This is a genomic window from Streptomyces sp. NPDC038213, assembly GCF_055600495.1.
On the sequence record NZ_JBVJYM010000015.1, the window covers coordinates 90,632 to 115,696 of the forward strand.

Sequence of the window (25,065 nt, forward strand, 5' to 3'; positions counted from 1 at the left end):
GGAGCGCCCGGTTCAACAGCGGCGGCCCGAATTTATGCAGTCCACTACGGCGGCCATCTGGCGGTCCGTCATCACGTTGACGAACATGGCGTGGTCGGTCCGGGGGCTGTGCCGCTGCTCGGGGAAGGAGTCGAGCGCGATCGGGGTGCGGGCGGAGGGCAGCGCGTACGAGAGCGTGATGCGCAGCTCGGGTACGGCGAAGGTGTCCGGCGGGCAGACGCCGTTCGCCGCGGGGAACCGCAGGTGGGTGCGCTCGGGGTGGTCGGTGTCCAGGCCGTTCCAGCAGCTGGGGAAGACCAGGGTGCGGGTGGTTCGGTCGGTGGCGGAGGGGCAGCGCGGGTAGCGGGTGGTGGAGCGGCCGGGCAGGCTCGCGCAGCCCCACCGCGCCCGGACCTCCGCGTCGGTACGGGCGGTGTACGCGACCGCGTCGCCGGTCAGGGCGCGCAGGAAGCGCGGCATGGGGACGACCCGCCCGACCGGGCTGCCGTGGAACTCGATGCGGACCTCGGCCGGTACGAGGATCTCGCCCGCGTTGCCGTGTCCGGCGGCCGTCTCGTACGGCAGCCGGGCGGGCCGGTCGGTGCGGCGCAGCACGGGCCAGTAGTAGGCGGACCGGTCGCCGCCGCGGCAGGTGGTCTGCGCGGCGGCCAGGGTGCGGTCCGTGGAGAGGGCGTCGGTGGAGGTGTTGCCGACGTAGGCGTGCGTGTGGTGGGCCCCGCCGCGCAGGCCCGGCGAGACCACCAGGTTGTCCTGGTTGTAGTGCCCGCCCTCGGTACGCCCGCAGTGCATCCGGACCGACCCGGTGGAGGCGTCCGTTCCGACGGGCGGCGCCGGGGCGGTGGGCGGTACGTCGCGGATGTCGACGAAGTCGGAGGGTGCGGGTCCGGCGGCACCTGCCGCGTGCGGGCCTCCGGGCCCGCCCGTACCCGCGACGGCCGCGGCCAGCACGCCGCCGCCGGCGACGGCGGCGAGCAGGCAGATGAGCGGTAGCGGTACGAACAGCCGGTGTCGTCTTCTCCCCATGCCGGTCACGGTCGCCCCCGGGGGCCGCCTGCGTCAACCGCGTCCGGATGCCGGCCGGGGGAGGGGGCGTTCCAGACGGCGCAGCCGTCGCGGTTGCGCACGGGGAGGGTGCTGAGGGCGAAGTCCGTGGAGCAGCCCTGGCCGGGCGGATCGGCACCGGTCCGGTGCGACTCCGGAAGGCTCGGCGGGTACCTGCGACGGGCGGTGCTCCGGCACACCAGGAGGGGTGAGGGGGTGGTGGCGCCACGGCACCGCCACCCCCTCAGGTCATCTCACTTCGTGTCGCGTCAGCGCAGGCCGGCCTGGCTGCGCGTGGTGATCTTGCCGTTCTCGAAGAAGAAGCTGGCGACACCGAAGGTGCGGGCCTGCTCGCAGTCGTAGATCGCCATGCTGTCGGTACGGGTCTGGAACTGGGCGACGCGCACGCAGGTGCCCTTGCCGGCGATCTCGTGCATCTGCTTGGCCGTCATACCCTTCTTGATCTTGCCGTACTTGGCCTTGGTCATCTTGCCGTTGGACTTCAGGCCGTCCAGGAACACCTGGCCCTTGCTCTCCAGCTTGCCGTTCACGAAGTCGAACGTGGCGTTGCTGTGGCGCTTGTCGCCCTTGCACTCGTAGTGCCGGTAGGCGACGCCGCCGGAGTCGTCGCGGTCCTTGAGCTTGCAGGCACCGGGGTCGGCGATGCTGTGCATCGTGGACGCGGTGGTGCCGATCTTGATCAGGTCGTACTCGGCCTTGCTGATGGTGGCGGTGGCGGCGCTCGCGCTCGGCGCGGCGGTGAGCGCCAGGCCGGCGGCCAGTACGGGCGCGGCGAGCAGGTGCATGCGCGACATCGGGTCCCCCAAGAATCGACGTCCTGCGTGTTCAGGACTGGATCATGGTGCCAAACCCGTGCACACGCACCGGAGTCGGGGGCCTCCCGGCACCCTTGGACACGGGCGCCGGACTGACCCGGAACGCCGGGTGCCGAGGGTCACCGCGGCGCCCTCCGTGCCCAGTGGCTCCGCCCAGCGCCCGCAGCGTCTACCGGGGTCGGGATTCGACCTGCGACCCGTTCGGCGAATTCCGGCCCCGGTAGCTGCATGCCAGCGCGCAGTACGTCGCCAACCTGCGCAACGGCCGTTCCCTGCCGGGGATCGACCGGGCCGTGCGGCTCGCCGACGCCGGCCGGACCGGTCCCCGAGCCGACGCGTTCCGTGTTCCGGTCGGCTGTGCGCACCCCGTACCCGCAAGGGCGCCGCAGCCGTGCCACGCGGTCAGCGGAGCCGAGTCGTCAGCCCTGTACGGGTGCGTCCTGCCAGCGCGCCCGGCGGGAGCAGCGCGGGCAGCGCGCGCATCAGGCGGGCCGCTGCGAGGCCGTAGGCGATGCCGAAGGCCAGTGAGGCCAGGAAGGCCAGGTGGCGGGAGAAGCCGTCGATCAGGGGGAAGACCTGCCAGTGGGTCAGGTAGATGTACAGCGAGCTGGTGGCCAGGAGGCCGGCCAGCTGGTTGACGCGCTCGCGGCTGGGGAGGGACGGCACCCAGACGAGCAGGGCGAACGCCGCGATGACGATCGCCTCCCGCCCGGGGTCGCCGGGGAAGAAGCCCGGCACCGTGGCCACGGCGGCGGCGGTGACCACCGCCCGCTGCGTCGTGGTCCGGGCCTTCGCGGCGGCCCAGCCGAGGGCGAACAGCCAGAAGACGGTGACTGCGTCGGGCATCCGGGCGGGGTCGGGGAGGCCGAGCAGGTCGTAGCGGGTGAGCAGGCCGAGGGCGGCGAGCGTCAGGGGCAGGGCGTAGGGGAACCTGCGCTCTGCGCGGTCGGCGAGGGGGAGGGCCAGGAGGGCCACGGCGGCGATGAGGATGTAGACCAGTGCCTCGATGAACCAGAAGTGCATGCCCGTCTTGCTGTCCTCGGGCCCGAGGACGCTGTCGAGGAGGGCGAGGTTGGCCAGGGTGTAGTCGTCGTTGAGCAGGAGGACGAAGCCGATCCAGACCATCGAGGGGACCGCGACCCGCACGATGCTGAGGGCGGCGCGCCGGATGCGTTCGCCGCGTGCGGCGGTGGTCAGGTGGAAGCGGGCGAAGTTGTAGCCGGCCATGGCGAGGAGCAGGTGTGCTCCGCCTTTGATGCCGAAGACGTGGATGTGCGATCCGACGATGCAGAAGATCGCCATGGCGCGCAGGGCGACGCTGGTCTCCAGGGCCCGCCGCGTGTGCGCGGGAGTCTTCGCCTCCCGCGGCCTGAGTTCCCGGATCGGTGTGGTGTGCCAGTCGGCGGGGAGGTGCCCGAGCCGTTCTTCGAGCTGGAGGGACATCTCGACGTACGAGAGGGAGTCGCCGCCGAGGCCGACGAAGGTGCTGTCCGGCGTCACGTCGGTGCGGTCGAGGATGCGCGCGAAGAGCTGGCACAGGTCGTCGGGGCGGTCGCCCGGGCCCTGGCCGGGGCGGTTGCCCGGGTGCCGGGCCGCGGAGGGGTCGGAGTCGGCGGGGCGGGTCAGTTCGCGCACGGCCGGGTAGTCGGGTTTGCCGGTGTCCAGGCGGGGGAGGTCCGCGACGACCTGGACCCTGACCGCGCGGGGCGGCAGGCCGCACTCGCCCGCCACCAGGTTCCGGATGCTCCGCGCATCGGCTGCGTGGGTGTCGGCGGCGACGGCGGCCACGGACAGTGCGCCGTCGTCGCCGGTGCAGAGTGCGGGGATCCCGTGCCGGGCGAGCACCGCCTCGACCCGGGCGGGGTCGATGCGCAGGCCGAGGATCTTCACGAACCGGCTGCGCCGGCCGACGATCTCGTACATGCCCTCGGCGGTGCGCCGTGCGATGTCGCCGGTGTGCAGCTCCGCCACGGTCCGGCCCAGGGCGAGGTCGCCGGGGGTGCGGGCGTAGCCGAGCATGACGTTCGGTCCCGTGTAGAGGAGCTCGCCGGTGTCCTCCCCGGGCCAGTCGGGCAGGGGCTGGAGCCGGAAGGAACCGCCGGGTATCGGGACTCCGGCCGCCTCGGGGTGGGTTTCCGCCCGGTCGGGCGGCAGGTAGGCCATGCGGGCGGTCGCCTCGGTCTGGCCGTACATCGCGAAGAACTTCCACCCGGCGGTCCGGCCGAGCGCCGCGTACTGCCGGACGCGGTCGGGGGCGAGCCGGCCGCCGGCCTGGGTGACGTAGCGCAGGTGGGGGAGGTCCATGGAGGCGAAGCCGACGCGGTCGAGCAGGTCGAACGTGTACGGGACGCCGGCGAAGGTCGTTCCCCGGGCGCTTCGGAACAGCTCCCAGAAGCACCTGTCCGCCACCGAGAGGTCGGTGAGGACCAGCGAGGCGCCGCGGAGGAGATGGCTGTGAATGACGGAGAGGCCGTAGCAGTAGTGCATCGGCAGTGTCGTGGCCGCGCGGTCGGTATCGCGGATTTCCAGGTAGTCGGCAATGGACTCGGCGTTGGATTGCAGGTTTTCGTGCGACAAACGTACGAGCTTCGGTGAACCGGTCGATCCGGAAGTGCTCAGCAGCAGGGCGAGGTCGGGGTGCAGGTCGTGCGCCGAGACGGGGCGCCGCTCGTCGAGCACCCACTGTCCGCCGTCGGGGCGTGCCACGACGTCGGGGTCGTACGCGTCGACGAGCGACTGGAGGGCATCCGGGTGGTCTCCCGGCACCAGCAGGACCGGGTGCCCGGCCGCGAGGGCCGCGAGATGGACGACGAGCGCGTCCACGGTGTTGGCGCCGGCCACCAGGACCAGACGGCGCTCGCGCCCCAGGCGACGGGCTGTCGCCGCTACCCGGGCGGCGAGCTCGCTGTAGGCCAGCGGACCGTCGGCGGTGATGACCGCGGTGCGGCCGCCGTGGGCCGCGAGGGCGGCGGCGAACGGAACGGTACGGGCACCGGGGAGCAGGGCGGGGAGGGCTGTCACGGAGCGCATCTTAGGAAAGGCTTACCTGAGGGGATAGTCACAGTAGAGTCACGGCTGGGATAGGGGAGATCCACAGCGAATGCACGGGGTAGGGTCGGCTCCGCCGAACTCCCGGTGAGATCGAAGCGTTGCGTGCATCACACTTGCCTTTAGGTTAGCTTTACCTTAGTTATGGGGGCGTTCAGGTTCTCGCTGCACGTGCAGGAAGGCTTCCCATGCGACGCCCCTTGGTCCGACGCTCGACCGCGCTCCTCGTGTCGGCGCTCCTCCTCCCCGCTGCCGCCGGCTGCGGTGTCGACGAGGACGACGCCGGGCTCGTGATCTACTCCGGCCGCAACGAGAAGCTGGTCGAGCCGATCCTGGACGAGCTGGAGAAGGCCGTGGGCACCACGGTCGCCGTGCGCTACGGCGAGAGCGCCGAACTCGCCGCCCAGATCCAGGAGGAGGGCGGCAAGACCAAGGCGGGCCTGTTCTTCTCCCAGGACGCCGGAGCCCTCGGGGCCCTCTCCAAGAAGGGCCTGCTGGCGAAGCTGCCCCAGGCCTCGCTCGACAAGGTCGACCCGGCGTTCCGCGGCGGCGCGGGCGACTGGGTGGGCACCTCCGGACGCGCCCGCGTCCTCGCGTACGACCCCGCCCAGGTCTCCCAGGTCCCCGACACCGTGCACGACCTGGTCAAGCCGGAGTGGAAGGGCAGGATCGGCTACGTCCCGACCAACGCCTCATTCCAGGCCTTCGTGACCGGCATGCGCGTCCTGGAGGGCGACGGGGCCACCCGCACCTGGCTCGAGGGCCTGAAGGCCAACGACCCGAAGGTCTACGACAACAACCTCAAGGTCCTCGACGGCGTCGGCAAGGGCGAGGTGGCGCTCGGCCTGATCAACCACTACTACTGGTACGAGAAGGTCGCCGAGAAGGGCGAGGACGAGGTCGGAGCGAAGATCCACTTCCTGCCGGGCGGCGACCCGGGCGCCCTCGTGAACGCCGCAGGAGTCGGCGTCGTCAAGGGCAGCGACCAGGCCCCCGCGGCGCAGAAGGCCGTCGACTTCCTGCTCTCGGAGAAGGCGCAGGAGTACTTCGCCGAGGACACCAAGGAGTACCCGCTGGCCTCCGGTGTCACCAGCACCGTCGAGGGCCTTCCGCCGCTGGCCTCCCTCGACGCACCCAAGATCGACCTCGGCAGGCTGGACTCGCTCCAGGAGACCCTGAAGATGCTCCAGGAAGTCGGGATGGTCTGACCCGATGCACTCCACGGATCCCGTCCCACCGGCGGATCCCGCAGTGCGCCCGGCCGGCGCCGCCGCGCCCGCCGGGCGGCTGCGCGCCGGCAACCGTCCGCGGCGGCTGCGCGCCGGCAACCGCCCGCCCGCCGTCCTCCTCCTGCCGGCGGCCGTCGCCGCCGTGTTCGCCCTGCTGCCCCTGGGCTACCTCGCGGTCCGCTCCCTGGAGCGCGGTCCCGCCTTCGCCTGGGACGCCATCGCAGACGAGCGCACCGCCCAGCTCCTCGGCCGCAGCCTCGGCCTGGCCGCCGCCGTCGTATCGGCCTCCCTGCTGCTCGGCGTATCGCTCGCCTGGCTCACCGTCCGGACCGCGCTGCCCGGCGCCCGGGCCTGGTCGGTCCTCGCGACCCTGCCCCTGGCCGTACCCAGCTACGTCGCCGCCTTCACCTGGCTGTCCGCCGTCCCGCAACTGGCCGGCTTCACCGGGGCCGCACTCGCACTGACCCTGGTGAGCTTCCCGTACGTCTACCTGCCCGTCACGGCGGCGCTGCGCGGGGCCGATCCGGCACAGGAGGAGGTGTCGCGCGCGCTCGGCCACGGTCCGCTGCGGACCTTCCTGCACGTCACACTGCCCCAGGTGCGCCCCGCCGCGGCAGGGGGAGCCGTACTCGTCGCCCTGTACGTGTTCTCCGACTTCGGAGCCGTCTCCCTGATGCGGTACGACACCTTCACCCGCGGCATCTACACCTCCTACCGGGCCAGCTTCGACCGGACGCCGGCCGCCGCGCTCAGCATCGTCCTGGTCGTGATGACGATCCTGCTCGTCGCCGCCGAGGCCCGCACCCGCGGCCGCGCGCGACACGCCAGGACCGGCACCGGGACGGCGCGCCCCGCAGTCCCCGCACCGCTCGGCCGATGGCGGATACCCGCCGCGGCCTGGTGCACGACGGTCACCGCCGCCGCCGTCCTCATGCCGCTGGCCACCCTCGGATACTGGCTCGCCGTGGGCAACTCGGCGACCTGGGACCCCGCCGCCCTCCTCGAAACCGCAGGCACCACCCTCGGCGCCGCCGCCGCGGGCGCCGCGCTCACGACCCTCCTGGCCCTGCCCGTCGGCGTGATCGCAGCCCGGCACCGGGGCCGGACGGCACACCTCCTGGAACAGTCCGCCTACGCGGGCCACGCGCTGCCCGGCATCACCGTCGCCCTGTCCCTGGTCTTCTTCGCCGTCCGCTACGCCGAACCGCTCTACCAGGAGCTCCCGCTGCTCGTCTGCGCGTACACGGTGCTCTTCCTCCCCGTAGCCGTGGCCGCCACCCGGGCCGCCGTACTGCAGTCCCCGCCGGTGCTCGAGGACGTCGCCCGCTCGCTCGGCCGCAGCCCCGTGCGCGTACTGCGCGAGATCACCGTCCCGCTCGCCGCGCCCGGCGTCGCCGCCGGAGCGGCCCTGACCTTCGTGGTGTGCATGAAGGAACTCCCCGCCACCCTCCTGCTGCGCCCCACCGGAATGGACACCCTCGCCACCCGCCTCTGGACGGAGACGGGGACGGGGTCGTTCGCCGCCGCCGCCCCCTACGCCGCAGCGCTGATCCTCTTGGCGGCCATCCCCTCCTACCTCCTCGGACGGCACCGCACATGAGCGACGTACAGATCACCGGAGTGACGAAGTCCTACGGCCCGGACACACCCGTCCTGCGCGGACTGGACCTCACCGTCCCCGCCGGCGCCCTCGCCGCCCTCCTCGGCCCCTCCGGCTGCGGCAAGACCACCCTGCTCCGCATCATCGCCGGCTTCCTGCACGCCGATGCGGGCACCATCACCGTCCGCGGACGGCACCTGGCCCGTCCCGGCCTCCACCTTCCCCCGGAGCGCCGCCGCATCGGCATCGTCCCCCAGGAAGGCGCCCTGTTCCCCCACTTGAGCGTCGCCCGCAACGTCGCCTACGGGCTGACCGGCCCCGACAGAACCGAACGCCGCAACCGCACCGAGGAGATGCTCGAACTCGTCGGCCTCGCAGGCTACGGCGACCGCATGCCCCACGAACTGTCCGGCGGACAGCAGCAGCGCATCGCCCTCGCCCGGGCCCTCGCGCCGGAACCCGCACTGGTCCTGCTCGACGAACCGTTCAACGCCCTCGACAGCACCCTGCGCGCAGGCGTCCGGGCCGACGTACGGGCCGCCCTGCGCGCCACCGGCGCCACCGCGGTCCTGGTCACCCACGACCAGCAGGAGGCCCTCTCCACCGCCGACCTCGTCGCCGTCGTACGGGACGGCCGCGTGGCCCAGTGCGACACACCGCAGGAGGTCTACCTCCGCCCCGCCGACCCGTGGGTGGCCCGCTTCGTCGGCGACGCCGTACTCGTACCTGCAACCGCCGAGCACGGCACCGCCACCACCGCTCTCGGCCGCCTCCCCCTCGCGGCACCCGCCGGCGGCCGCACCCGGGGCACCGTCCTGCTCCGGCCCGAACAACTCCAGCTCACGCAAGCCGCGACTGCCGCCCAGGGCACCGTCACCGACGTCACCTTCTACGGACACGACGCCATGGTCACCGTCTCCGTCGACGGGCTGGAGACACCGGTCGGCATCCGGCTGCCCGCACCCGTCGCCGTCCACCCGGGCCAGCGCACCGGCATCGTCGTCAAGGGCGAGGCGACACTCCACCCGTGAGCGGCAGGCGTTCCAGACGGGCCGGCGCCTGCCGCAGGCGCGTGGCGGCAGGCCTCCTGACCGCGGGCGCGCCGCAGTACCCGCCGCGCGGTCACCGCCGTGCGGGTCGCAGAGCCCGCTGAAGTCTTCTCTGAAAGGCCCGGGGCCGCCCGGCCGGTCGGTTCGGCCCCGGGACGGGGCGTCCGGGTGAACGTGCCCGACCGTGCGTCACATCCGGTCCGTACGGATTGTCGTATCGATATGACGAAAATGCACCAGCAGGCGATCCCCCGTCAGGCCGCCCTCCTTCCGCCCCCGGCTCCGCGGCGCCTGCGGCGTGAGCTGCCCGAGCCGGGGGAGCGGCGCCGACTGCGGGAGCAGTGGGGCCTGACGACCCGGCAGGTGGCCGTGGCGTTCGGAGTGACCCCGGCGACGGTCCGGTCCTGGGAGCGCGGCCGCTCGGCGCCCAGAGGCGGCCGCAAGGAGGCGTACCGGTGGTTTCTGGGCGGTCTGGCCGAGCACGGCGCCGTGCCCCTGACCGTCGCCGCGGTGCTCGCCGCAGGACGCCGGTCTCCAGAGGCGGCCGGACCGCGTCCGGCGCCCCCGGCAGCCGGATCCGGTGTGAGCCCCGCCCCGCAGCTGACCCCCGCACCCCTGCCCGGGCGTCCGACGGCACCCGCAGCGGTCGGGGCGGTGCGCGGGGGAGCAGGCGGCGCGGACCCACTCGCGCCGCACTGCGCCCGGCGGCTTCGGCTGCTGGGCGCCGCGGCCTGCCTGGCGTCGCTCGCGCTGTGGGCGGTCCTCATGTGCGCGCCGCCCTTCTAGGCGGCGGGGCGGGTGGACGGCCGGGACGGGCTGCGTGCGAGCGGTGGCTCACACGATTCCGGTGACGGTGACCCTGACTGCGCCGGGTGGGGCCGCCGCCGCCTGCGCGGCCGCCGCCCGTACGGCCGCTGCCGTGCGGGCGGCTTGCGGGCGGGCGCGGACGACGACGTCTACCTGCAGTCCGGCGACCGCGCCGCGGGCGTCGAGCGTGATGCGTACCGCCGAGCCCGGGCTGCCGGCCCCGTGGGCACCGGGCGGCTGCGAGGCCGCCGTCTGCAGCAGGCTGCGCAGACCGGGCCGCAGGCAGGCGACGCCGGGAACCGCGAGAACGGCTTCGGTGACCCTCTGCGTGAGGGCGGTGCTCCGCTGGTTTCTCACGGTCCGGCCTCCTGGGCCTGGGCGGGGGGTCCGTGCAGGTCGGTGACGGTGACGTGCAGGTCCGAGACGACGATGCCGAGTCGGTCCCGGGCGGCTGCGCCGAGGCTCGCGCGCACGGCCCGAGTGGTCGCCTGGAGGTCGAGTCCGAAGGCCACGGTGATGCCGAGGCTGACGGCGACGGGGCCCCGCAGGGGGCTGGTGCGACTGCCGGGCGGGGCGATGCGGCAGCTGCCGGCCAGCACTCCGGGCACCTGTTCGGCGGCGGTGCGCAGGACGCGGGCGGCGACGGACTCGTAGATCCAGCTGTCCTCGTCCGCCTCTCCGAGCGGCAGGCTGCGTCCGGGTCGCAGTTCCAGCCGGACCGCGTCCATGACCCGCCGCACCACCGCCGACGTGTCGGTGTCGGCCGACGCGGGGGAGGACGAAGGGAGGGCCGCGCGCAGGTGCTCCAGGTCCGCTACAGCCCGTCGGCAGTAGGTGCAGGTGGCGGTGTGCGGGTCGCTCCGCGCCGAGTCCGCCTGTTCCCACACGGCCGCCAGGTCCCGCCCGCAGGCCAGGAGTTCGGAGTCGTCGCCGTCGAAGGGCTCGTCGGGGAGGTGTCCGGGGGTGGGGTGGTGGTTCATCGCCATGCGGCCATCGCCTCCGTCAGCATGCGCCGGGCCCTGAAGACGCGGGCGCGCACCGCTTCGGGCCTGATCCCCACCGTCTCGGCGATCGCCTCGTACGGCTGGCCCTCGATCTCGCGCAGCACCCAGCAGATCCGCTGCTCGGCGGACAGCGAGCCCATGGCCTGGGCGAGGTCGCGTGCGGCGGCGTGTGATTCGGCGGCGCGGGCGGGTGAGGTCTGGTGCTCGGGTGCGGCGGGCTCGGTGACGGCGTCGAGGTCGGCGGCGGGTCTGCGGGCCCGCAGCAGGTTCAGGCACCGGTTGGTGACGATGCGGTGCAGCCAGGTGGCGAATCCGGCCTCTCCCCGGTACTCGGGAAGGCTGCGCCAGGCACTGACGAAGGCGTCCTGGACCGCGTCCTCGGCTTCGGTCCGGTTGCCCATGAGGCGTTCGGCCAGCTGAAGCATGGCCGGGGAGCGGCGGTGTACCAGCACCTCGAACGCCTCCTCGTCTCCTTCCGCGGCCCGTACGGCCAGCAGCCGGTCATCGGCCTCGGCCGTCTCCTCGTGTACGTCAGGGCCCCACCGAGCTTTCAACGCGGGCTCCTTCCAGCCTCCACCGTGTTTGACACCGCCCGCCCGGCTTCCGTTACGCCGGTCCTGATCCGCACTGCCGTTCACCCGTTCAGGACAAGGGGTCCGTAACGGATGGAGGGCTCGCGGTGTCAAAGGAGTACGAGCCGCAGACACACCAGTTCAGGGAGCAGCAGATGACCGCAACGCAGGAGAAGGCGCCGGCCCCCCGGGTATCCGCGAACGGGGCGCAGCCGCAGGCAGGGCGTACGGAGGTGAGCGAACCGGCGGGCACGCGCGGCAGGACGTCGATCGCGGACACCGTGGTCGTCAAGATCGCCGGGCGGGCGGCCCGGGAGATCCCCGGCGTCCACGACATGGGCGGAGGCCTGTCCCGGACCCTGGGCGCGGTCCGCGACCGCGTACCCGGCGGGCGCCCCCACATCGGGCGCGGAGTGAAGGTGGAGGTCGGCGAACGCCAGGCCGCCGTCGATGTCGAGCTGGTCGTGGAATACGGGGTCCCGGTCCCGGACGTGGCACGCGACGTGCGGGAGAACGTGATCAGCGCGGTGGAGCGGATCACCGGACTGGAGGTCGTGGAGGTGAACATCGCCGTCACCGACGTCCACCTCCCCGGCGACGACGGGGACGACGGCGGCGAAACACGCGTGGCCTGACCCACCCCGCACCGCGTCTGCGTACGGAGACGGAATGCCGTCCGTGAGGAAGGGAAGACAGTGATGGACAAGCACGCCCTCGGGCTCGTGGCGGGAATGGCACTGGGATTCGCCGGATGGTTCGGAGGCTTCGGCGCCTTCGTCCTCGTCGCCGCGCTCGGCGGGCTCGGATACGCCGCCGGCAGCTACCTCGAGCGGGGCGGAGACCTGCGCGACCTCCTGATCGCCGAGCGCAGCCACCGGTGAGGGAGGCGGAGCGGGGCACCACCACGCTCTCCGACCGGGTCACCGCCAAGATCGCCCGGCAGGCCTGCGCCGAGGCCACCGCGGCAGCCGGCGGCCTCGTCCGGCGCACCACCGCCGCCAGGCGCGGACCCGCAGTCGAGATGACGGTGGAGGTGGACCTCCCCCTGTCGGTACCCGGCAACGCCGCTCAGATGGACCACCTGCGCGACGGCCTGACCGCACGCACCCGGTACCTGACCGGGCTTGCGGTCGCGCCCGCACACATCCGGATCCGCGGGTTCACCTCCTTCCCACCCCACCCCGAGCCGCACGCCGAAGAGCCGGCGCCGGGTCCGGGTCGCAGGCGGTGGTCCGAGCGCCGCCCCGCCGCCACAGGCCTGGGCTCCGCCGTGGCCGTGCTGTCCGTCCTGCTGCTGTGGACCGTCCTGCAGCAGCACGCCCCGGGCATCGCCGCGCCCCCGTGGAAGCAGGCGGGGCAATGGACCCGGCAGTCCGCACGCTGGTCCCCCGTACCCCCGGCGGCGTTCCTGGCCGCCGCCGGGGCATGGCTGGTCCTCCTGGCACTGACCCCCGGGCACCGCCGCGCACTGGGACTCGGCTGCCCTCCCCACCTCCGGGCCTGGACCACCCGCACACACGCCGCACGCCTGGTGCGTGCGGCCGCCACCGGCGTGCCCGGGCTGCGGGTCCGCAGCGTCCGCTTCACCCCCCGCCGGGTCACCGTCCGTGCCGAGGCAGCGTCCGGGAACCCGCAGGACCTCCGCGACGCAGCCGACGCAGCCGTCCGACGAGCCGTCGGGACCCTGACGCTGAGACGGAATCCGAAGGTGAGGGTCGTACTCCACCACACCCGCGACCCGCACACCTCCGCGTACGGAAGGCAGGGGCCGGAGGATGCGGATGCGTAGCCGGGCCGTGGCCAACCGGCTGGTCCTCGCCCTCTGCGGACTCGCCCTTCTCGCCGCAGGCGCGGCCCTGGCCCGGTGGGGCGGGCAGCACTCCGTCCAAGCCGGCCTCGAACGCCTCGGGCAGGCAGACCACCGCCTGCTCCTCGCCGCGGGCTGGACGGGTCTTGCGGCCTCGCTGGCCCTGCTCGCCACACAGATCACGCGGCGTGCTCCCCGCCTCCTGCACCTTCCCCCGCCGGGCTGCCGCCTGGACAGCCGAGCGGTCCAACGGGCCGTCCAGACCGGGTGCACCACCGTGCCGGGAGTCGTACGAGCCCGCTGCCGCCTGACGGGCCGCGGGAATACGGTGTGCCTGGCCGTCTCCCTCACCGTGGACGGCACGGCACACCCGGGCGACATCCTGACCGGGGTGTCAGAGGGTGTCCTCCGGCAGGTGGCACCCCTGCTCCGGCCCCGAAAGCTCCGAACCCGGATCCGGCTGCGCGTCGAACGCCCCCGGACCCGCCTGCACCGGGCCCCGTGAACCACTGACAGGTGCAGGTGAGCTGCTGCGGCTCCAAGGCCGGAAGAGGACCCGCCCGGGGCCGTAGGCGCCTTGAGCGGGTCCTCTTCTGCTGTCTGCCCGCGGGATGCATCCCCGGCAGCTCGGGCAAGACCAATGCGGCCGACCCGTTCTGCGGGCGGTGCTTCCAGGGCACTGGTCCGCCGTCCGTACCCGGCCCCCTTATCGAAGAAGCGGCGGGCAACGACCTCGAAGGGCGTTCAGGAGGCCAGGTAGAGCATCACGTTCTGCGGTGTGCCGAAGGGATTGCCGTCGATGCGGCCGTTGGACTTCCAGATCTTGAGCTGGTTCTTGTGGTTGTCGACGGCGAGGAGGTCGGCGGTGTGGTTGCCGTCGATGTCGCCGAGGGTGGTGTGGGTGAAGTCTGCCCATTCGGTGAGGTGGTGGGGCTTTTCGAAGGGGTTGCCGGGCACGTTGCCCTTGGACTTCCACAGCCGCAGGCCGGTCTTGCCGGTCTTGGGGTCGGTGCGGGCCGCGATCAGGTGGGCCAGGCCCTTGCCGTCGAGGTCGCCGAGGCTGCTCTGCTCGAATCCTTGCCACGTGGTCAGGTTCCGAGGGCGGGCGAAGGGGTTTCCGGAGCCGGCCTTGGTGCCCTTCCAGAGTTTGAGGGTGTGGTCCTTGGTGTCGAGTGCCACGAGGTCGGTGATGCCGTCGCCGTCGACGTCTCCGGCCGCGGTCTGTTCCTTGCCCGTCCAGCCGGTGAGCTTCCGCCGGTCGCCGAAGGTGCCGTCGGCCTTGCCGCGCCACAGGTGGAGGGTGCCCGAGGGGTCGGTGGCCACGAGGTCGGCCGCGCCGTCGCCGTCGAAGTCGCCGGCGGTGGTCTGGGTGTAGGCCCAGGTGGTGGTGTCCAAGATCTTCGTTCCGGGCTCGAAGGTGCCGTTGCCGCGCCCCTTGAACAGGTGGAGCCCCGCGGATGCCTTGGGTTTGGCGACGATGTCGGCTTTGCCGTCGCCGGTGAAGTCGGCGAGCACGATCTCGGACAGGTCCTTCGCGGGCAGCGCGGCCAGGGTGGTGAACGACCGCTCCACAGCGGCGGAGGTGACCTTGTGGAGGGTCTGGGTGACCGAGGTGGTGACCCGGCCGGGGGTCAGGTCCTTGTCGGGGGTCAGGGACCAGGTGCCGTCGTCCTTGACCGTGCCGCGGGTGAGTACTGCGCCGCTGTCCTTCGCCCTGACGGTGATACCGGCGCCGGGCACGCCCTTGCCGGTGATGGCGGGGCGCAGGGTGCCCGCGACGGTGTCGGGGCGGGGGGAGGTGACCTCGGGGGCCGGGACGGTCCGCACTGCCAACAGCGTCGAGTCGCCCACAGCGGCGGCCGCTACGCCCGTGCCGAGTGCTGGGGGCAGGTCCTCGAACCCTCCGGGTGCCGACGCGAAGCCCATGGTGCCGTCCCTCCTCCCCACGGCGATGTGGTAACCAGCGGCGATGCTGGTAACTCCGGAGCCGGCGGGAGCCAGGACCGTCTCGGGGCCCCAGAAGCTGCCCCATACGATGACGCTGCCGTCGGCCTTGAGGGCTGCGGATGTGGATACACCTGCGGCGATGGCGACCACTCCGGAGGCCGCCGACGCAGGGACGGCGGCCTCGCCCGCCTCGTTGTCGCCCCAGCCGATGACGCTGCCGTCGTCCTTCAGCGCCAGGGCGTGGCGCGAGCCGGCGGAGATCGCTGTGACACCTGTGGTGGCTGCGGCCGGCAGCGGCGCGGGCTCAGAGCCCCACGCCACGACGCCGCCGTCCTTCAGCGCGAGTGAGTAGTTGCTTCCGGCGGAGACGGCGGCGACGCCGGTGGCTGCAGCCGGGGGGACGGTGGCCTGGCCAAACTTGTTGCTGCCCCAGGCAATGACACTGCCGCTCTTCTTCAGCACGAGCGAGTGTCCGAATCCGGCGGAGACGGCGAGGACACCGGTGGCTGCCGCCGGAGGGACGGTGGCCCAGCCCGGCGTTCCCTCACCGCCCCAGGCGATGACGCTGCCGTCCTCCTTGAGTGCCAGTTGGTAGAGCTCGCCGACTCGGGACACGGCGAGGGACGCGACACCGGAGGTGGCCTCCTCAGGTACCTCACGGAAGGTTTCCTTCTCGTAGTCCCAGGCGATGACCCCTCCGCTGGACGCTGTCGCCTCTTCCCCAGCGGACGTGGCAGTCTCCGGAGCACTGTTGGCCCCCGTTGGGGCGGCCGCCGCGTGGACCGGTGCGGCGGCGCAGGTGACTGCCGCGACGAGCAGGGCGCAGACAGCCACCCGCCGGCCCGTGCGCAGCCCCTCAGGCTGCCGTCCGCCGGTCGCTTCCCCGGAGCGTGCTCCCGGCTCAACTACGTGCTGCATGGCCTCGCCTTCCGAATATGGATCTTGGATGTCATCCAGCATTGCCCTCCGTGCAATCCAGGGGCCGGGAGCAGAAGTTGACCGGCTGTCGCGAAGGTTGACGCGACCCCGAGAACACCGGGCCGTGCCGCCGCCCGACTGGACTCGGTCAGCCCGGCTCCGCCGCGTCACCCAGGGCTTCCGCGAGCCGGGCCAGGCGTTCCGCTGCCTCGCGCAGCGCCCGCCCGGTCCGACGCTGCTCGTCGCGCAACCGGTGCAGCTCCGCCTCATGGCGTTCGCATGGTGGGATGCCCTTCTTGGGGGCGGCCGCGGGATCCGGCGCCGAGGTGCCCGAGGCCCGCTGTCGGCGCGGCAGCAGCCCGCGCCACCGGCCCGGCCGCGGCGCCCCGGCCCCGGTGGCGCGGCCGCCGTCGGCACCCGCATCGGCGAGGCCGGCCATTTCGAAGGAGAGTTCGCTGGCGTCCGTGTAGAACACGCGGGCCCGCGCCGCACCGTGTGGTGTCTGCGCCACTGCGATGGACGGGTAGCGGTGGACGGCCGAGCGGTCCGGGTAGTCCCCGACCAGCCCGGCCACCCGTGCCGGAGCCGTGTCGCCACCGGTCACGTACAGGTCCCAGACCTCCTGCCCGCCGCCCCAGTGGTCGGCGAACTCGACGGTGGAGAGCACGAACTGCACCGCAGGTCCGTGGCCGGCCCGCACCGGGAGCACGATGTCGGGGGACGCCTGCCGCCGTGACTGCGCGCGTACGCAGACCCGCTCCGGCGGCGCCGGGGGCCACAGTTCGACCGTGACCCGGGCTTCGCCCTCCGCCACTTCGACTCCTGTGACCTCCGCGTGGCGGGGGCGGATCCACACCCGCAGGTCCAGGAGTCCGTCGGGGCCCGTGTGGGGGACCAGCGAGACCAGGGCCGGGCCGTCCGGCGAGACCGGCCGGCGCGTCGCCGTCAGCAGGGTGCGGTTGTCGAAGGCGCCCGTGCGCAGACGCCGCCGGGCCCCGCCGTCCGCGGACTGTGCGTACAGCTCCCACGTTCCCTCCGACAGGGGCAGCACCGCCCGGCGGATCAGGCAGACCAGTGACCCCGGCTCCCCTGCGGGATCGCGGACGAAGGGCAGGACCACGAGGGGCTCGGCGGCGGAGCCGTCGCCGCTGGCGCACAGCAGCCGCAGCCGGTCGGCAGGGGTGTCCGGGGCCGTCACACGCACAATGACGTCGCCTGCGGTGTCCGTCCACCAGTCGGCAGACCGGGGGAGCGCCCGGTCCGCCCGGAGCTGCTCGAACAGCGCGGTGTACTGGTGGCCGATGAGCTCGGGGGCGAACCGGCCGGGAATCTCAAGCGCGTGGTCGCCCATCCGCCGACGCAGGCCGTCGTCCTGGATCAGGGCCAGGAGTGCCTCGGCCAGGGCCTCCGGATCGCCCCGGGGGGTCAGGATGCCGTTTCGTCCGTTGCTGATCAGGGACCGCGGCCCGTCGCAGGCGGTGCTGACGGTGGGCACGCCTGCTCGCGCCGCCTCCACCACGACCAGGGAGAACGCCTCGGCGTGGGAGGAGGAGACGGCGATGGCGGCCTTGGCCCACTCGGCCTCCATCCGTGGTGAGGCGCCCATCAGCAGGACGTGGTCGGCGAGCCCGAGCGCGTCGATCTCGTCGCGGATGCGGGCGTGTTCGGGACCGACGCCGTAGATCCGAAGCCGCCAGTCGGGGCGTTCGGCGACCACCCTGCCGAAGGCGCGAACGAGATCGGGGTAGCGCTTCACCGGTGCCAGCCGGCCCGCGGTGACCACGGTCCGGGAGGATTGGTCCGACCGCTCCACGCCGGCGCGGGGCACGCAGTTGCCGATGGTCGTGATGCGCGTGCCGGCGTGTCCGAAGGCAGCGCGGGCCCGCCGCTCGTCATCGGGGTTGACCGTCACCACCGCGTCCAGCGTGCGGTAGGCCTCGGCCAGGCGGCGGCCCAGCGCGCTGTCCGGTGCGGCCAGTGCCTGGTGCTCCTGGGCCACCCGGACCATGCCCGGCCCGGTCCCCATCGCCGCCAGGCAGACGGAGAGTCCGGGGTTGGTGGCGACGACGATGTCGGCGTCCGTACGGGCCAGATAGGACCCCAGCCGCACCTCGGTCAGCCGCGAGATGTCCCGGAACCGCACGGTGTCGCCCTCCGGATAGACCAGCGGGGGCGCGGTGAAGCGCGGGTCCTTGCCGTCGTAAGCGAAGGAGCCCTTGCGGGTGTCGACGAGGTCGACGACTTCGATGCCGGGGCGCAGGGCGAGTGCGGGCTCGTCCCGGTCTCTGCGGGTGGAGACGATCTCGACCCGGTACTGGTCGGCCAGGGCGGCGGCCAGGTTGAGGGTGCTCTGGATGACACCGCCGATGCCGTACCGGTTGTGCAGGAGGAAGGAGACTTTCACGCGAGCATTCCTTGCGGGGTGTGGTGTGCGTGGGGGGATATGCGCGGCCCCTGCTCGGCGCCGAGCAGGATGAGGCGGTTCACAGCGGAGGCGAAGCGGTCCGCGGACGGCGGTACGCAGGGGCCCAGGAGGTATTCGCGCAGCTCGGCCCGGGAAGCGCGGAGCGTGTCGGTGGCGGGGAAGCGCACCGTGTCGACCAGGCCGTGCACGCCGCGGGCGTCTGGCGTCAGGATGTACGCACCCCGGGCAGCGGTGTGGCGGGCCCGGAACTCCTCGGCCCCGAGACCGGCGGTGTCCGCGATGGCACAGGGCTTGAGGGTGGCGACGAAATCGGACACCACGCTGGAGATGTCGCTGATGAGCAGGTCGGCGCGGTCGAAGCAGTCGTACAGGGGCACCTCGTCCGCCCCGATCACCAGGTGGCGGGAGTGAGGGTGTGCGGCCCAGTACAGCTCCGCGCACTCCCGGTCCGCCTCCTTGATCCGGGCGAGCAGTGCGTGGTCGGTGCGGGCCGCGGTCAAAGAGCGCTCCGCCTCGTCCGCCTGCGGCCGGCGGGCCAGGGCAGTCAGCTCGGCCCGCCGGGTGCGTGCCTCGGCGAGCCGCCACGCGGCCGCGTCGTGCCGGCGGCGGGCCCGGGCGCCGTCAAGCCGCGCCCGGCTCGTCCTGTCGTTGGCCTCCGCCAGTGCGCGCACGATCCGCTCGTGGGCCAGCCGGGCTGCGGGCGAACGGATCCCGGTGAAGGGGTGGGGCCGGTACAGGACGCGGACCGGCGGTCGGACGGCGAGGAGTTCGGCGACGATGTTCTCCCCGGCGGCGATGAGCGAGGTGTTGCCGGGTTCGTCGGTCCAGCCCTCCCACGTCGGCGCGTACAGCACGGTGGGCGTCCCGGTCACGGCGGGGCGGGCGGCCGTCCTCGTGCGGACCCCGTCGAGCTGGGGCCGGCCCACCTCCACGATGGCGTGTGCCCGGACGCCGACCTGCGCCGCGGCGTAGCGGTCGCGCCCGGCGGGGCCGCCGACCCACACCTCGTCGTACACCTTGCTGAACGGGTTGACGCTGGCGGCCTTGTCGCTGTCGCCGTGCCCGATGAACACGTGCTTGATGCCGGGCTCGCGCAGCAGGTGGATGTTCTTGCCCACGTTCGCCGGATACAGCGCCACGCGTACCGAGGACAGGTCCAGGGCCATCAGGTCGACGGCCGAGGGCACGCACAGAACGGGCAGCGGGGTCAGGGCCAGGTCCGCCAGGACGTGCCGCTCGCGCAGCAGCACCAGCGGGCGTGCACCGGGGAGCGCAGCCACCGCCTCCAGCCACATGTCGACCTGGTAGGCGGAGCCGCGGGAGCCGCTGAAGTACAGCACCACCGTGGGACGGTGGTGGCCCAGCCAGGCGTCGAGCTTGCGCAGTGCGAGCCCGGCATCGGTGCCGCGCCCGGTACGGCGCAGTGCCGCGAGAAGCAGCACGAGGCCGGCGGCCATCGCCGTTCCGGAAAGGGCCAGCCCGAAGGCCACCCACGCGAACCGGCGGCCCGCGACGGTGCCTGCCAGCCCCAGCCAGATCACCGCCTCGTGGTGCAGCAGGCGCCGTCCCGGCCACGCGGTGAGCCAGCGCGAGGGGGTGCCGGCGACCTTCAGCCTCGCCAGCTCGATGTTGCGGCTGGCGAAGGGCAGTCGGCGCCTGCGGCGCAACGCGGCCGTCAGACCTGAGAAGAGGGCGATGCCCGCCGCCAGCGACAGCCCGCCCAGTGCCGCGGCCCGGCACCGGTTCGGCGAGGCGTAGGGCAGTCCGATCAGGATCGGAGCCAGCATCGCCAGTCGGGACGCCACCCGGACCGTCACTCCGGCCCGCCGCTGTCCGAGGAGCCGCATGAGCGCTGGGTCGGCCCGGTGCAGGTACAGGTCGGCGCCGCACGCGGCGAGCGCCGCGCCGGTGAACACAGCGGGCCACGAGACCAGAGCGCTGACGGCCATCAGGGCAGTGCCCAGGAGGAGGACCTGCATGGCGACGGCCCCGTGCAGCCGGCCCGCCCGCAACCGCCGTCCGAGGTGGAGGGCCCGCAGCCCGCGTCTGCTTGTGGCCGTCACCGGCTCCGTACCTCTCTGACGCCCCGGGGCACAGCCGCCGCGCAGGCCGGGGACGGTGCTGCGCATGGGTGGCCGGCCAAGGTCTCTGGCAGGCAGGAGAAGATCATTGCTGCTACTCGATTCGTTTTCAGGAGGCGCACGGCGTCGGGCCGCCGGGCTGCGAAGGCGCCCTCGGGCCGCTGGGCCGGCGCCCCGGCCGGGGGCCGTGCCCGGGTGGCACAGGTCGCGCACCAGCCTGGCGCCCGCACGGTGTCCCGGGACCGGGCCGAACGTTGACCGTCCGGTCGACGCCCGGCCGGAGTGGGCAGCCGTTCGTCGCCCGCACCGCGCCGTGCGTACCAGCTGCACGGAAACCGCGGATACCGATATCAGCAGATACCGGCCATGCCGCTAATGTCGGGTGAAGTAGGTGCAAGCACGGCCGTGGACAGGAGCGATGGGTGTCGATTCGTGTGGTGATCGTGGACGACCAGGAACTGATCCGGTCGGGACTGCGCGCGGTGTTGGAGGCCGCAGGCGACATCGTGGTCCTCGCCGAGGCGCGCGACGGAGCGGAGGCCGTCAGCGAATCCCGGCTCCACGCACCCCACGTCGTGCTGATGGACCTTCACATGCCCAGGGTCGACGGCGTGGACGCCACCCGGCAGGTGCTGAGGTTCCCCACCCCGCCCAGGGTGCTGGTGCTCACCACCTTCGACACCGACGACCACGTGATGCGGGCACTGGCGGCCGGAGCCTCCGGCTTCCTCCTGAAGGACTCCCCGGCAGAGGAGATCGCCGCCGCCGTCCGCACCGTCGCCGCGGGAGGCACCGCGCTGTCCGCGCCGATCATGGCGAAACTGGTCGACAAGGCGCGGAGCACGGGAACGCACTTCTACCACCCGGGCATCAAGGAGAAGCTGGACGCCCTCACCGACAGCGAGCGCAGCGTGCTGTGCCTCGTGGGGGAGGGGCTCACCAACCAGCAGATCGCCTCCGATCTGCACCTGTCCGTTACGAGCGTGAAGACCTATGTCTCCCGCGTACTGGCCCGCTTCGACCTCGACAACCGAACCCAGGCCGCGCTGCTCGCCCACGAGGTGGGGCTGGTCCGGCGGCCAGGCCAGGCGCCGGACCACGACTGACCATGCGCCGCACCGCGGCGCACCATCTACTCCGCGGCCCCCGCCTGCCGCCGGTTGCGCTGCTCGGCTGCCGCGGAGAGCCGCCGCACCGCCGCGCAGAATCGCTCCTGCGGGTCCAGGCCTCCCGCACCCAGCAGATGCGCGCTCAGTTCCCGCCGCGCCGGTTCCAGCGGGTCCGCACCGGGACTGCGGACAGCGCCCACCAGCGTGGTGAGTCCGCCGCCGTCGGACCGTACGACGTATCCTGCCCGCGCCGTCACATGCCCAGCCCGGAACAGCGGCGCCGAACGCCCGACGGTGTCCACCACCGCGTACGGCTTCCCGCTCGCCAGGAAGTCGGACACCACACTGGAGAGGTCCGACACCAGCGCATCGGCCAGTTCGAAGGATTCGTGGAGGCCGGGCGTGCCCGGCCCGGCCAGCACCCGGTGCCCTGGCCCCCCTGATCCCGCCGCGCCCGCCGCCTTCAGCAGGGCCGCGACCCGTCCGTGTGCCGCCCGTGCCGCTCCACTGCGGTGCCCGGTCAGGGGGTGGGGGCGGTAGAGCACGCGCACCGGCGGCTCCACGGCCAGCAGGGCACGGACCACGGCCTCACCGGCCGGGACAAGGGAACTCCCGCCGGGAGTATCGGTCCACCCCTCCCACGTGGGCGCGTACAGCACCGTGACCGTCCGGCTCGGATCCCGGGGCCTGCTCTGCCCGATGCCGGACACCTGCGGGCGGCCGATCTCCACGACGGCCGCGTCCGCCACCCCGACCTCAGCATCGCGGTAGCGCAGCCGACCCGCCGGACCGGCCACCCACACCTCGTCGTAGGCCTTCACGAACGGATTCGCACTGGCGGCCTTGTCGCTGTCGCCGTGCCCGATGAACACGTGCTTGATGCCGGGCTCGCGCAGCAGGTGGATGTTCTTGCCCACGTTCGCGGCATACAGGCCCACACGCACCGTCGAGAGGTCGAGGCACATCACGTCCACGGCGGCAGGCACGCACAGCACCGGCAGCTCCGTCGGCGCCAGCCGGCGCAGCACGGCCCGCTCCCGCAGCAGGACCACGGCCCGGCAGTCCAGGCGCTCCACGGCCCGCAGCCACATGTTGACCTGGTACACCGACCGGCCGGACCCCGAGAAGTACAGGACCACGGTCGGCCGGTACTCCGCCAGCCACCTGTTCGTGTGCTCCAGGACCTCCGACTTCCGCACCGGCCTGCTCCGGGCCGCACGCCGGACCATGGCCGCGAACGCGCTCCCGGCCCACACCGTGCTCACGGACAGCCCCACGTATCCGGCGGGCAGCCAGCCTGTCCCCGCGGCGGCGACCAGCCCCGTGTGGGCCGGGAGATCACTGCGGTTCATCCAACGACACGCCCGGCCCAAGCCCGGTGCCACACCCGCCGCCCCCGGCACGTTGTGCGAGAGCACCGGCGGTTTAGACCCGTTGCCCAGCATCCGGGCCAGAGAGTCGTGCGCGAAGGCCAGCACCGGCAAGACGGCGAACGCGGTGTTCGCCGTCACCAGCAGGGTGGTGGGACAGCCCGACCGCACCAGGAGCAGAAGCACGAGCAGGTGGCGCAGCAGCGTCCGTACGCCCTGCCCCAGCCGTAGGCGGCGAAGCAGGGCGAGGTGCGGACTTCCCGCCCGCTGAAGCGCCGTCTCGGCCAGGACTACGACAGCGCCGCCGAGAGCGAAGGCATCCGCCCGCGCGGCTACGGCGGCGGCGAGCAGGACAGGGTGGCCGCCGACCAGGAGGACGGCGGCGGCGCGCTGGGCACGGCTGCCGCGGCGCAGCGGAGCCAGGAGCGAAATGATCATCTTTGGTTCCGTCGGATGTGTGGGGGCTGCCCCGCCCGGTCCGGGCCGCAGGGGGCGTTCGTCCCCGTCCACGCTAGGAACCCGCTGGATCCGGCCACCCGGGCGAAGGGCGACCGCGCGCCGCGGAGGTTGACGTCCCGTCCCGGCACACCGCCCTCCGGTCGGGCACCTGAGCCGCCATCCGGACTGCGGCCGTCAACCTACGTCGCCCCCCGGCGGGAGTCCCGGGCACCAGGATCGGAACGAAGCAGCGGTCGCGCGGCCTGAACAGCCCCGCAGCAACGACGAAGCGAGAGCCACGTGAGCATCCTCAGGAGAGTTCCCCTGGGCCGGTACCGGCGCCCCCACCGCAAACTCGTCATCGCGGGCGACTCCGTCGCCGCCAGCCGGCACCCCGACAACGAGGTGCTCTCGGGCTGGGGACAGCACCTGGGCGCACTGTTCGAGGACGGTACCGAGGTCGTCAACACGGCGAGCGACAGCTGCACGAGCCACTGGTACTTCCGCCACCGCCTGCCCGCCGTTCTGGAATCGCTGGCACCCCAGGACCTCTTCCTGATCTGCTTCGGCGTCTGCGAGCAGGCCGCCTTCCGGCCCGACCTGTACCTCACCCCGCGCGAGTTCGAGGCCTACCTGCACCTCTACGTCGACGTCCTGCGCGACCGCGGGGTCGTACCCGTCCTCGCCACGCAGGTCGCCCGGCACCTCTTCAGCCCCGACGGCGTACCCGTGCCACCCCTCGGCGGGTACTCGGAGTGCACCCGAAGCGTCGCGGCACAGCGGGGAACCGCCCTCCTCGACCTGGAACGCTCGACCGCCGGACTGCTCGCCGGCTGGGGGCCGGAGCGGGCCCGGGGCTACTTCCGCTGGTTCGACCCCGGGCAGCACCCGGACTGCCCGGACGGCATCATCGACACGCTCCACCTCAACCGGCAGGGCGCGCGGGCGGTGGCCCGGCTCGCTGCGGACGGCCTCCACTCCCTCGGGCTGCTGGCACCCGCGGCTCAGCCCGCCACCGAAGACACCCCGCAGCCGCAGCCGCTGCAGCCCTACACCGCCACCGCCGACAGCGGCCGGTGGCGCGAGCAGCGACGGGTCCATCCTCAACCCGTCACGCTCACCCCCCGCCGCGACGCCGCCGGACACCCCACCCTGCGATTCACCGGCACCGCCCCGCCCGGCACCACCCACGTCGTGTTCTGCCGGGCGGACACCGTCCTCGGCACCGCCGGTGTGACCGGCCAGCGGCGCTGGCAGTGGCGCCACACCTCCACCTGGCCGGCCGGCGAGCACGAACTCGACGTCATCGCCGTGTCCGACCGCGGCCGCTCGGCCCCCGCCACGGTCTCCTTCCGCATCCGCACCCATGTGCCCGCACCCGTGGTGACCGCCCCCGCCGCGGACTCCCTCAACGGCCCCGCGCCCGTATTCAAAGGAACCGCCGGACCGGACGTCCGTTGCGTCACCGCCTCCTGCGCAGGGCGCTGGCTGGGACAGGCCGAACTGGCCGACGGGGCATGGCGCTTCCGACTGCCGCACGACTGGGAACCGGGCCGGCACACCGTCGAGTTCACAGCCGTCGCCGACGGCGGCACTTCCCTCCCGGCCCCGCTCACCTTCGACGTCCTCGCCGTACCACAAGCCAACTGGCTCCGACAGCAAGGCCCCTGGCGGCCCTGCGTCCCGGACGGACCCTGCACGCACATCAAACGGCTGAAGCCCCCCGGAGCCCGCAACCTCCTGGAATAGCCGCACCGGCGGCCGGGGGAGAGCCCACCCGTGCC

The 25,065-nt window shown here is 73.1% G+C and carries 20 protein-coding genes; 10 read left to right on the forward strand and 10 right to left on the reverse strand.

What is annotated here, in order from left to right:
- Window positions 1–12 precede the first annotated feature (12 nt).
- From ACZ7JZ_RS21390 to ACZ7JZ_RS21400, 3 genes are all read right to left on the reverse strand, one after another.
- The gene (locus ACZ7JZ_RS21390) at window positions 13–1,023 is read right to left on the reverse strand and encodes a DUF1996 domain-containing protein (RefSeq protein ID WP_470941464.1); all 1,011 of its coding nucleotides are present in this window, start codon (window positions 1,021–1,023) and stop codon (window positions 13–15) included.
- A 287-nt stretch (window positions 1,024–1,310) separates the two neighbouring features.
- Complete coding sequence (locus ACZ7JZ_RS21395; protein ID WP_470941466.1) at window positions 1,311–1,856, reverse strand: hypothetical protein; 546 nt, start codon at window positions 1,854–1,856, stop codon at window positions 1,311–1,313.
- Between the two features lie 423 nt (window positions 1,857–2,279).
- A complete protein-coding gene (locus ACZ7JZ_RS21400) occupies window positions 2,280–4,907 on the reverse strand; it encodes a non-ribosomal peptide synthetase (RefSeq protein ID WP_470941468.1) in 2,628 nt (875 codons plus the stop codon).
- A 206-nt stretch (window positions 4,908–5,113) separates the two neighbouring features.
- Here ACZ7JZ_RS21400 and ACZ7JZ_RS21405 point away from each other — a divergent pair, with 206 nt between their 5' ends.
- From ACZ7JZ_RS21405 to ACZ7JZ_RS21420, 4 genes are all read left to right on the forward strand, one after another.
- Window positions 5,114–6,133, forward strand: a complete 1,020-nt coding sequence (locus ACZ7JZ_RS21405; RefSeq protein ID WP_470941470.1) for an iron ABC transporter substrate-binding protein — start codon at window positions 5,114–5,116, stop codon at window positions 6,131–6,133.
- A 4-nt stretch (window positions 6,134–6,137) separates the two neighbouring features.
- Window positions 6,138–7,754, forward strand: coding sequence for an ABC transporter permease (locus tag ACZ7JZ_RS21410; RefSeq protein ID WP_470941472.1), 1,617 nt, complete (start codon window positions 6,138–6,140; stop codon window positions 7,752–7,754).
- The gene (locus tag ACZ7JZ_RS21415) at window positions 7,751–8,785 is read left to right on the forward strand and encodes an ABC transporter ATP-binding protein (protein WP_470941474.1); all 1,035 of its coding nucleotides are present in this window, start codon (window positions 7,751–7,753) and stop codon (window positions 8,783–8,785) included. Before ACZ7JZ_RS21410 ends, ACZ7JZ_RS21415 begins: the two co-directional genes overlap by 4 nt.
- Window positions 8,786–9,025: 240 nt before the next feature.
- Window positions 9,026–9,589, forward strand: a complete 564-nt coding sequence (locus ACZ7JZ_RS21420; RefSeq protein WP_470941476.1) for a helix-turn-helix domain-containing protein — start codon at window positions 9,026–9,028, stop codon at window positions 9,587–9,589.
- Between the two features lie 48 nt (window positions 9,590–9,637).
- On the opposite strand, the gene ACZ7JZ_RS21425 is transcribed toward ACZ7JZ_RS21420, so the two are convergent.
- The 3 genes from ACZ7JZ_RS21425 to ACZ7JZ_RS21435 are packed head-to-tail and all read right to left on the reverse strand — an operon-like array spanning window position 9,638 to window position 11,168.
- Entirely contained in the window at window positions 9,638–9,967 is a 330-nt protein-coding gene (locus ACZ7JZ_RS21425; protein WP_470941478.1) for a hypothetical protein, read from the reverse strand.
- A complete protein-coding gene (locus tag ACZ7JZ_RS21430) occupies window positions 9,964–10,596 on the reverse strand; it encodes an Asp23/Gls24 family envelope stress response protein (protein ID WP_470941480.1) in 633 nt (210 codons plus the stop codon). The genes ACZ7JZ_RS21425 and ACZ7JZ_RS21430 overlap by 4 nt, the downstream gene beginning before the upstream one ends.
- A complete protein-coding gene (locus ACZ7JZ_RS21435) occupies window positions 10,587–11,168 on the reverse strand; it encodes an RNA polymerase sigma factor (RefSeq protein WP_470941482.1) in 582 nt (193 codons plus the stop codon). Before ACZ7JZ_RS21435 ends, ACZ7JZ_RS21430 begins: the two co-directional genes overlap by 10 nt.
- Before the next feature lie 173 nt (window positions 11,169–11,341).
- Between ACZ7JZ_RS21435 and ACZ7JZ_RS21440 the strand changes: the two genes are divergently transcribed.
- From ACZ7JZ_RS21440 to ACZ7JZ_RS21455, 4 genes are all read left to right on the forward strand, one after another.
- Complete coding sequence (locus ACZ7JZ_RS21440) at window positions 11,342–11,821, forward strand: Asp23/Gls24 family envelope stress response protein (protein WP_470941484.1); 480 nt, start codon at window positions 11,342–11,344, stop codon at window positions 11,819–11,821.
- 63 nt (window positions 11,822–11,884) lie between these two features.
- Complete coding sequence (locus tag ACZ7JZ_RS21445) at window positions 11,885–12,067, forward strand: hypothetical protein (protein WP_470941486.1); 183 nt, start codon at window positions 11,885–11,887, stop codon at window positions 12,065–12,067.
- Window positions 12,064–12,975, forward strand: a complete 912-nt coding sequence (locus tag ACZ7JZ_RS21450) for a DUF6286 domain-containing protein (RefSeq protein WP_470941488.1) — start codon at window positions 12,064–12,066, stop codon at window positions 12,973–12,975. Before ACZ7JZ_RS21445 ends, ACZ7JZ_RS21450 begins: the two co-directional genes overlap by 4 nt.
- The gene (locus tag ACZ7JZ_RS21455; RefSeq protein ID WP_470941490.1) at window positions 12,962–13,498 is read left to right on the forward strand and encodes a hypothetical protein; all 537 of its coding nucleotides are present in this window, start codon (window positions 12,962–12,964) and stop codon (window positions 13,496–13,498) included. The genes ACZ7JZ_RS21450 and ACZ7JZ_RS21455 overlap by 14 nt, the downstream gene beginning before the upstream one ends.
- 239 nt (window positions 13,499–13,737) lie before the next feature.
- Here ACZ7JZ_RS21455 and ACZ7JZ_RS21460 read toward each other — a convergent pair whose 3' ends face one another.
- The 3 genes from ACZ7JZ_RS21460 to ACZ7JZ_RS21470 all read right to left on the reverse strand — a co-directional run bounded on the left by ACZ7JZ_RS21460 (window position 13,738) and on the right by ACZ7JZ_RS21470 (window position 20,346).
- Complete coding sequence (locus tag ACZ7JZ_RS21460; RefSeq protein ID WP_470941492.1) at window positions 13,738–15,858, reverse strand: FG-GAP-like repeat-containing protein; 2,121 nt, start codon at window positions 15,856–15,858, stop codon at window positions 13,738–13,740.
- Window positions 15,859–16,006: 148 nt separating this feature from the next.
- Window positions 16,007–18,262, reverse strand: coding sequence for a glycosyltransferase (locus ACZ7JZ_RS21465; RefSeq protein ID WP_470941494.1), 2,256 nt, complete (start codon window positions 18,260–18,262; stop codon window positions 16,007–16,009).
- Entirely contained in the window at window positions 18,259–20,346 is a 2,088-nt protein-coding gene (locus ACZ7JZ_RS21470; RefSeq protein WP_470941496.1) for a hypothetical protein, read from the reverse strand. The genes ACZ7JZ_RS21465 and ACZ7JZ_RS21470 overlap by 4 nt, the downstream gene beginning before the upstream one ends.
- Before the next feature lie 440 nt (window positions 20,347–20,786).
- On the opposite strand from ACZ7JZ_RS21470, the gene ACZ7JZ_RS21475 reads away from it, so the two are divergent.
- Window positions 20,787–21,470, forward strand: coding sequence for a response regulator transcription factor (locus tag ACZ7JZ_RS21475; protein ID WP_470941498.1), 684 nt, complete (start codon window positions 20,787–20,789; stop codon window positions 21,468–21,470).
- A 26-nt stretch (window positions 21,471–21,496) separates the two neighbouring features.
- Here ACZ7JZ_RS21475 and ACZ7JZ_RS21480 read toward each other — a convergent pair whose 3' ends face one another.
- Window positions 21,497–23,281 (reverse strand): CDP-glycerol glycerophosphotransferase family protein, encoded by a 1,785-nt coding sequence (locus ACZ7JZ_RS21480; protein WP_470941500.1) that lies wholly within the window; start codon window positions 23,279–23,281, stop codon window positions 21,497–21,499.
- Window positions 23,282–23,581: 300 nt separating this feature from the next.
- Here ACZ7JZ_RS21480 and ACZ7JZ_RS21485 point away from each other — a divergent pair, with 300 nt between their 5' ends.
- Window positions 23,582–25,030 carry a hypothetical protein gene (locus ACZ7JZ_RS21485; protein WP_470941502.1) on the forward strand — a complete coding sequence of 483 codons (1,449 nt, stop codon included), beginning with the start codon at window positions 23,582–23,584 and terminating at the stop codon, window positions 25,028–25,030.
- The last annotated feature ends 35 nt before the right edge of the window (window positions 25,031–25,065 follow it).

Coding starts and splice junctions, on each gene's coding strand:
- ACZ7JZ_RS21390 (WP_470941464.1), bottom strand. CDS start 1,023: ATGGGGAGAAGACGACACCGGCTGTTCGTACCGCTACCGCTCATCTGC.
- ACZ7JZ_RS21395 (WP_470941466.1), bottom strand. CDS start 1,856: ATGTCGCGCATGCACCTGCTCGCCGCGCCCGTACTGGCCGCCGGCCTG.
- ACZ7JZ_RS21400 (WP_470941468.1), bottom strand. CDS start 4,907: ATGCGCTCCGTGACAGCCCTCCCCGCCCTGCTCCCCGGTGCCCGTACC.
- ACZ7JZ_RS21405 (WP_470941470.1), top strand. CDS start 5,114: ATGCGACGCCCCTTGGTCCGACGCTCGACCGCGCTCCTCGTGTCGGCG.
- ACZ7JZ_RS21410 (WP_470941472.1), top strand. CDS start 6,138: ATGCACTCCACGGATCCCGTCCCACCGGCGGATCCCGCAGTGCGCCCG.
- ACZ7JZ_RS21415 (WP_470941474.1), top strand. CDS start 7,751: ATGAGCGACGTACAGATCACCGGAGTGACGAAGTCCTACGGCCCGGAC.
- ACZ7JZ_RS21420 (WP_470941476.1), top strand. CDS start 9,026: ATGACGAAAATGCACCAGCAGGCGATCCCCCGTCAGGCCGCCCTCCTT.
- ACZ7JZ_RS21430 (WP_470941480.1), bottom strand. CDS start 10,596: ATGGCGATGAACCACCACCCCACCCCCGGACACCTCCCCGACGAGCCC.
- ACZ7JZ_RS21440 (WP_470941484.1), top strand. CDS start 11,342: ATGACCGCAACGCAGGAGAAGGCGCCGGCCCCCCGGGTATCCGCGAAC.
- ACZ7JZ_RS21445 (WP_470941486.1), top strand. CDS start 11,885: ATGGACAAGCACGCCCTCGGGCTCGTGGCGGGAATGGCACTGGGATTC.
- ACZ7JZ_RS21455 (WP_470941490.1), top strand. CDS start 12,962: ATGCGGATGCGTAGCCGGGCCGTGGCCAACCGGCTGGTCCTCGCCCTC.
- ACZ7JZ_RS21460 (WP_470941492.1), bottom strand. CDS start 15,858: ATGCAGCACGTAGTTGAGCCGGGAGCACGCTCCGGGGAAGCGACCGGC.
- ACZ7JZ_RS21480 (WP_470941500.1), bottom strand. CDS start 23,281: ATGATCATTTCGCTCCTGGCTCCGCTGCGCCGCGGCAGCCGTGCCCAG.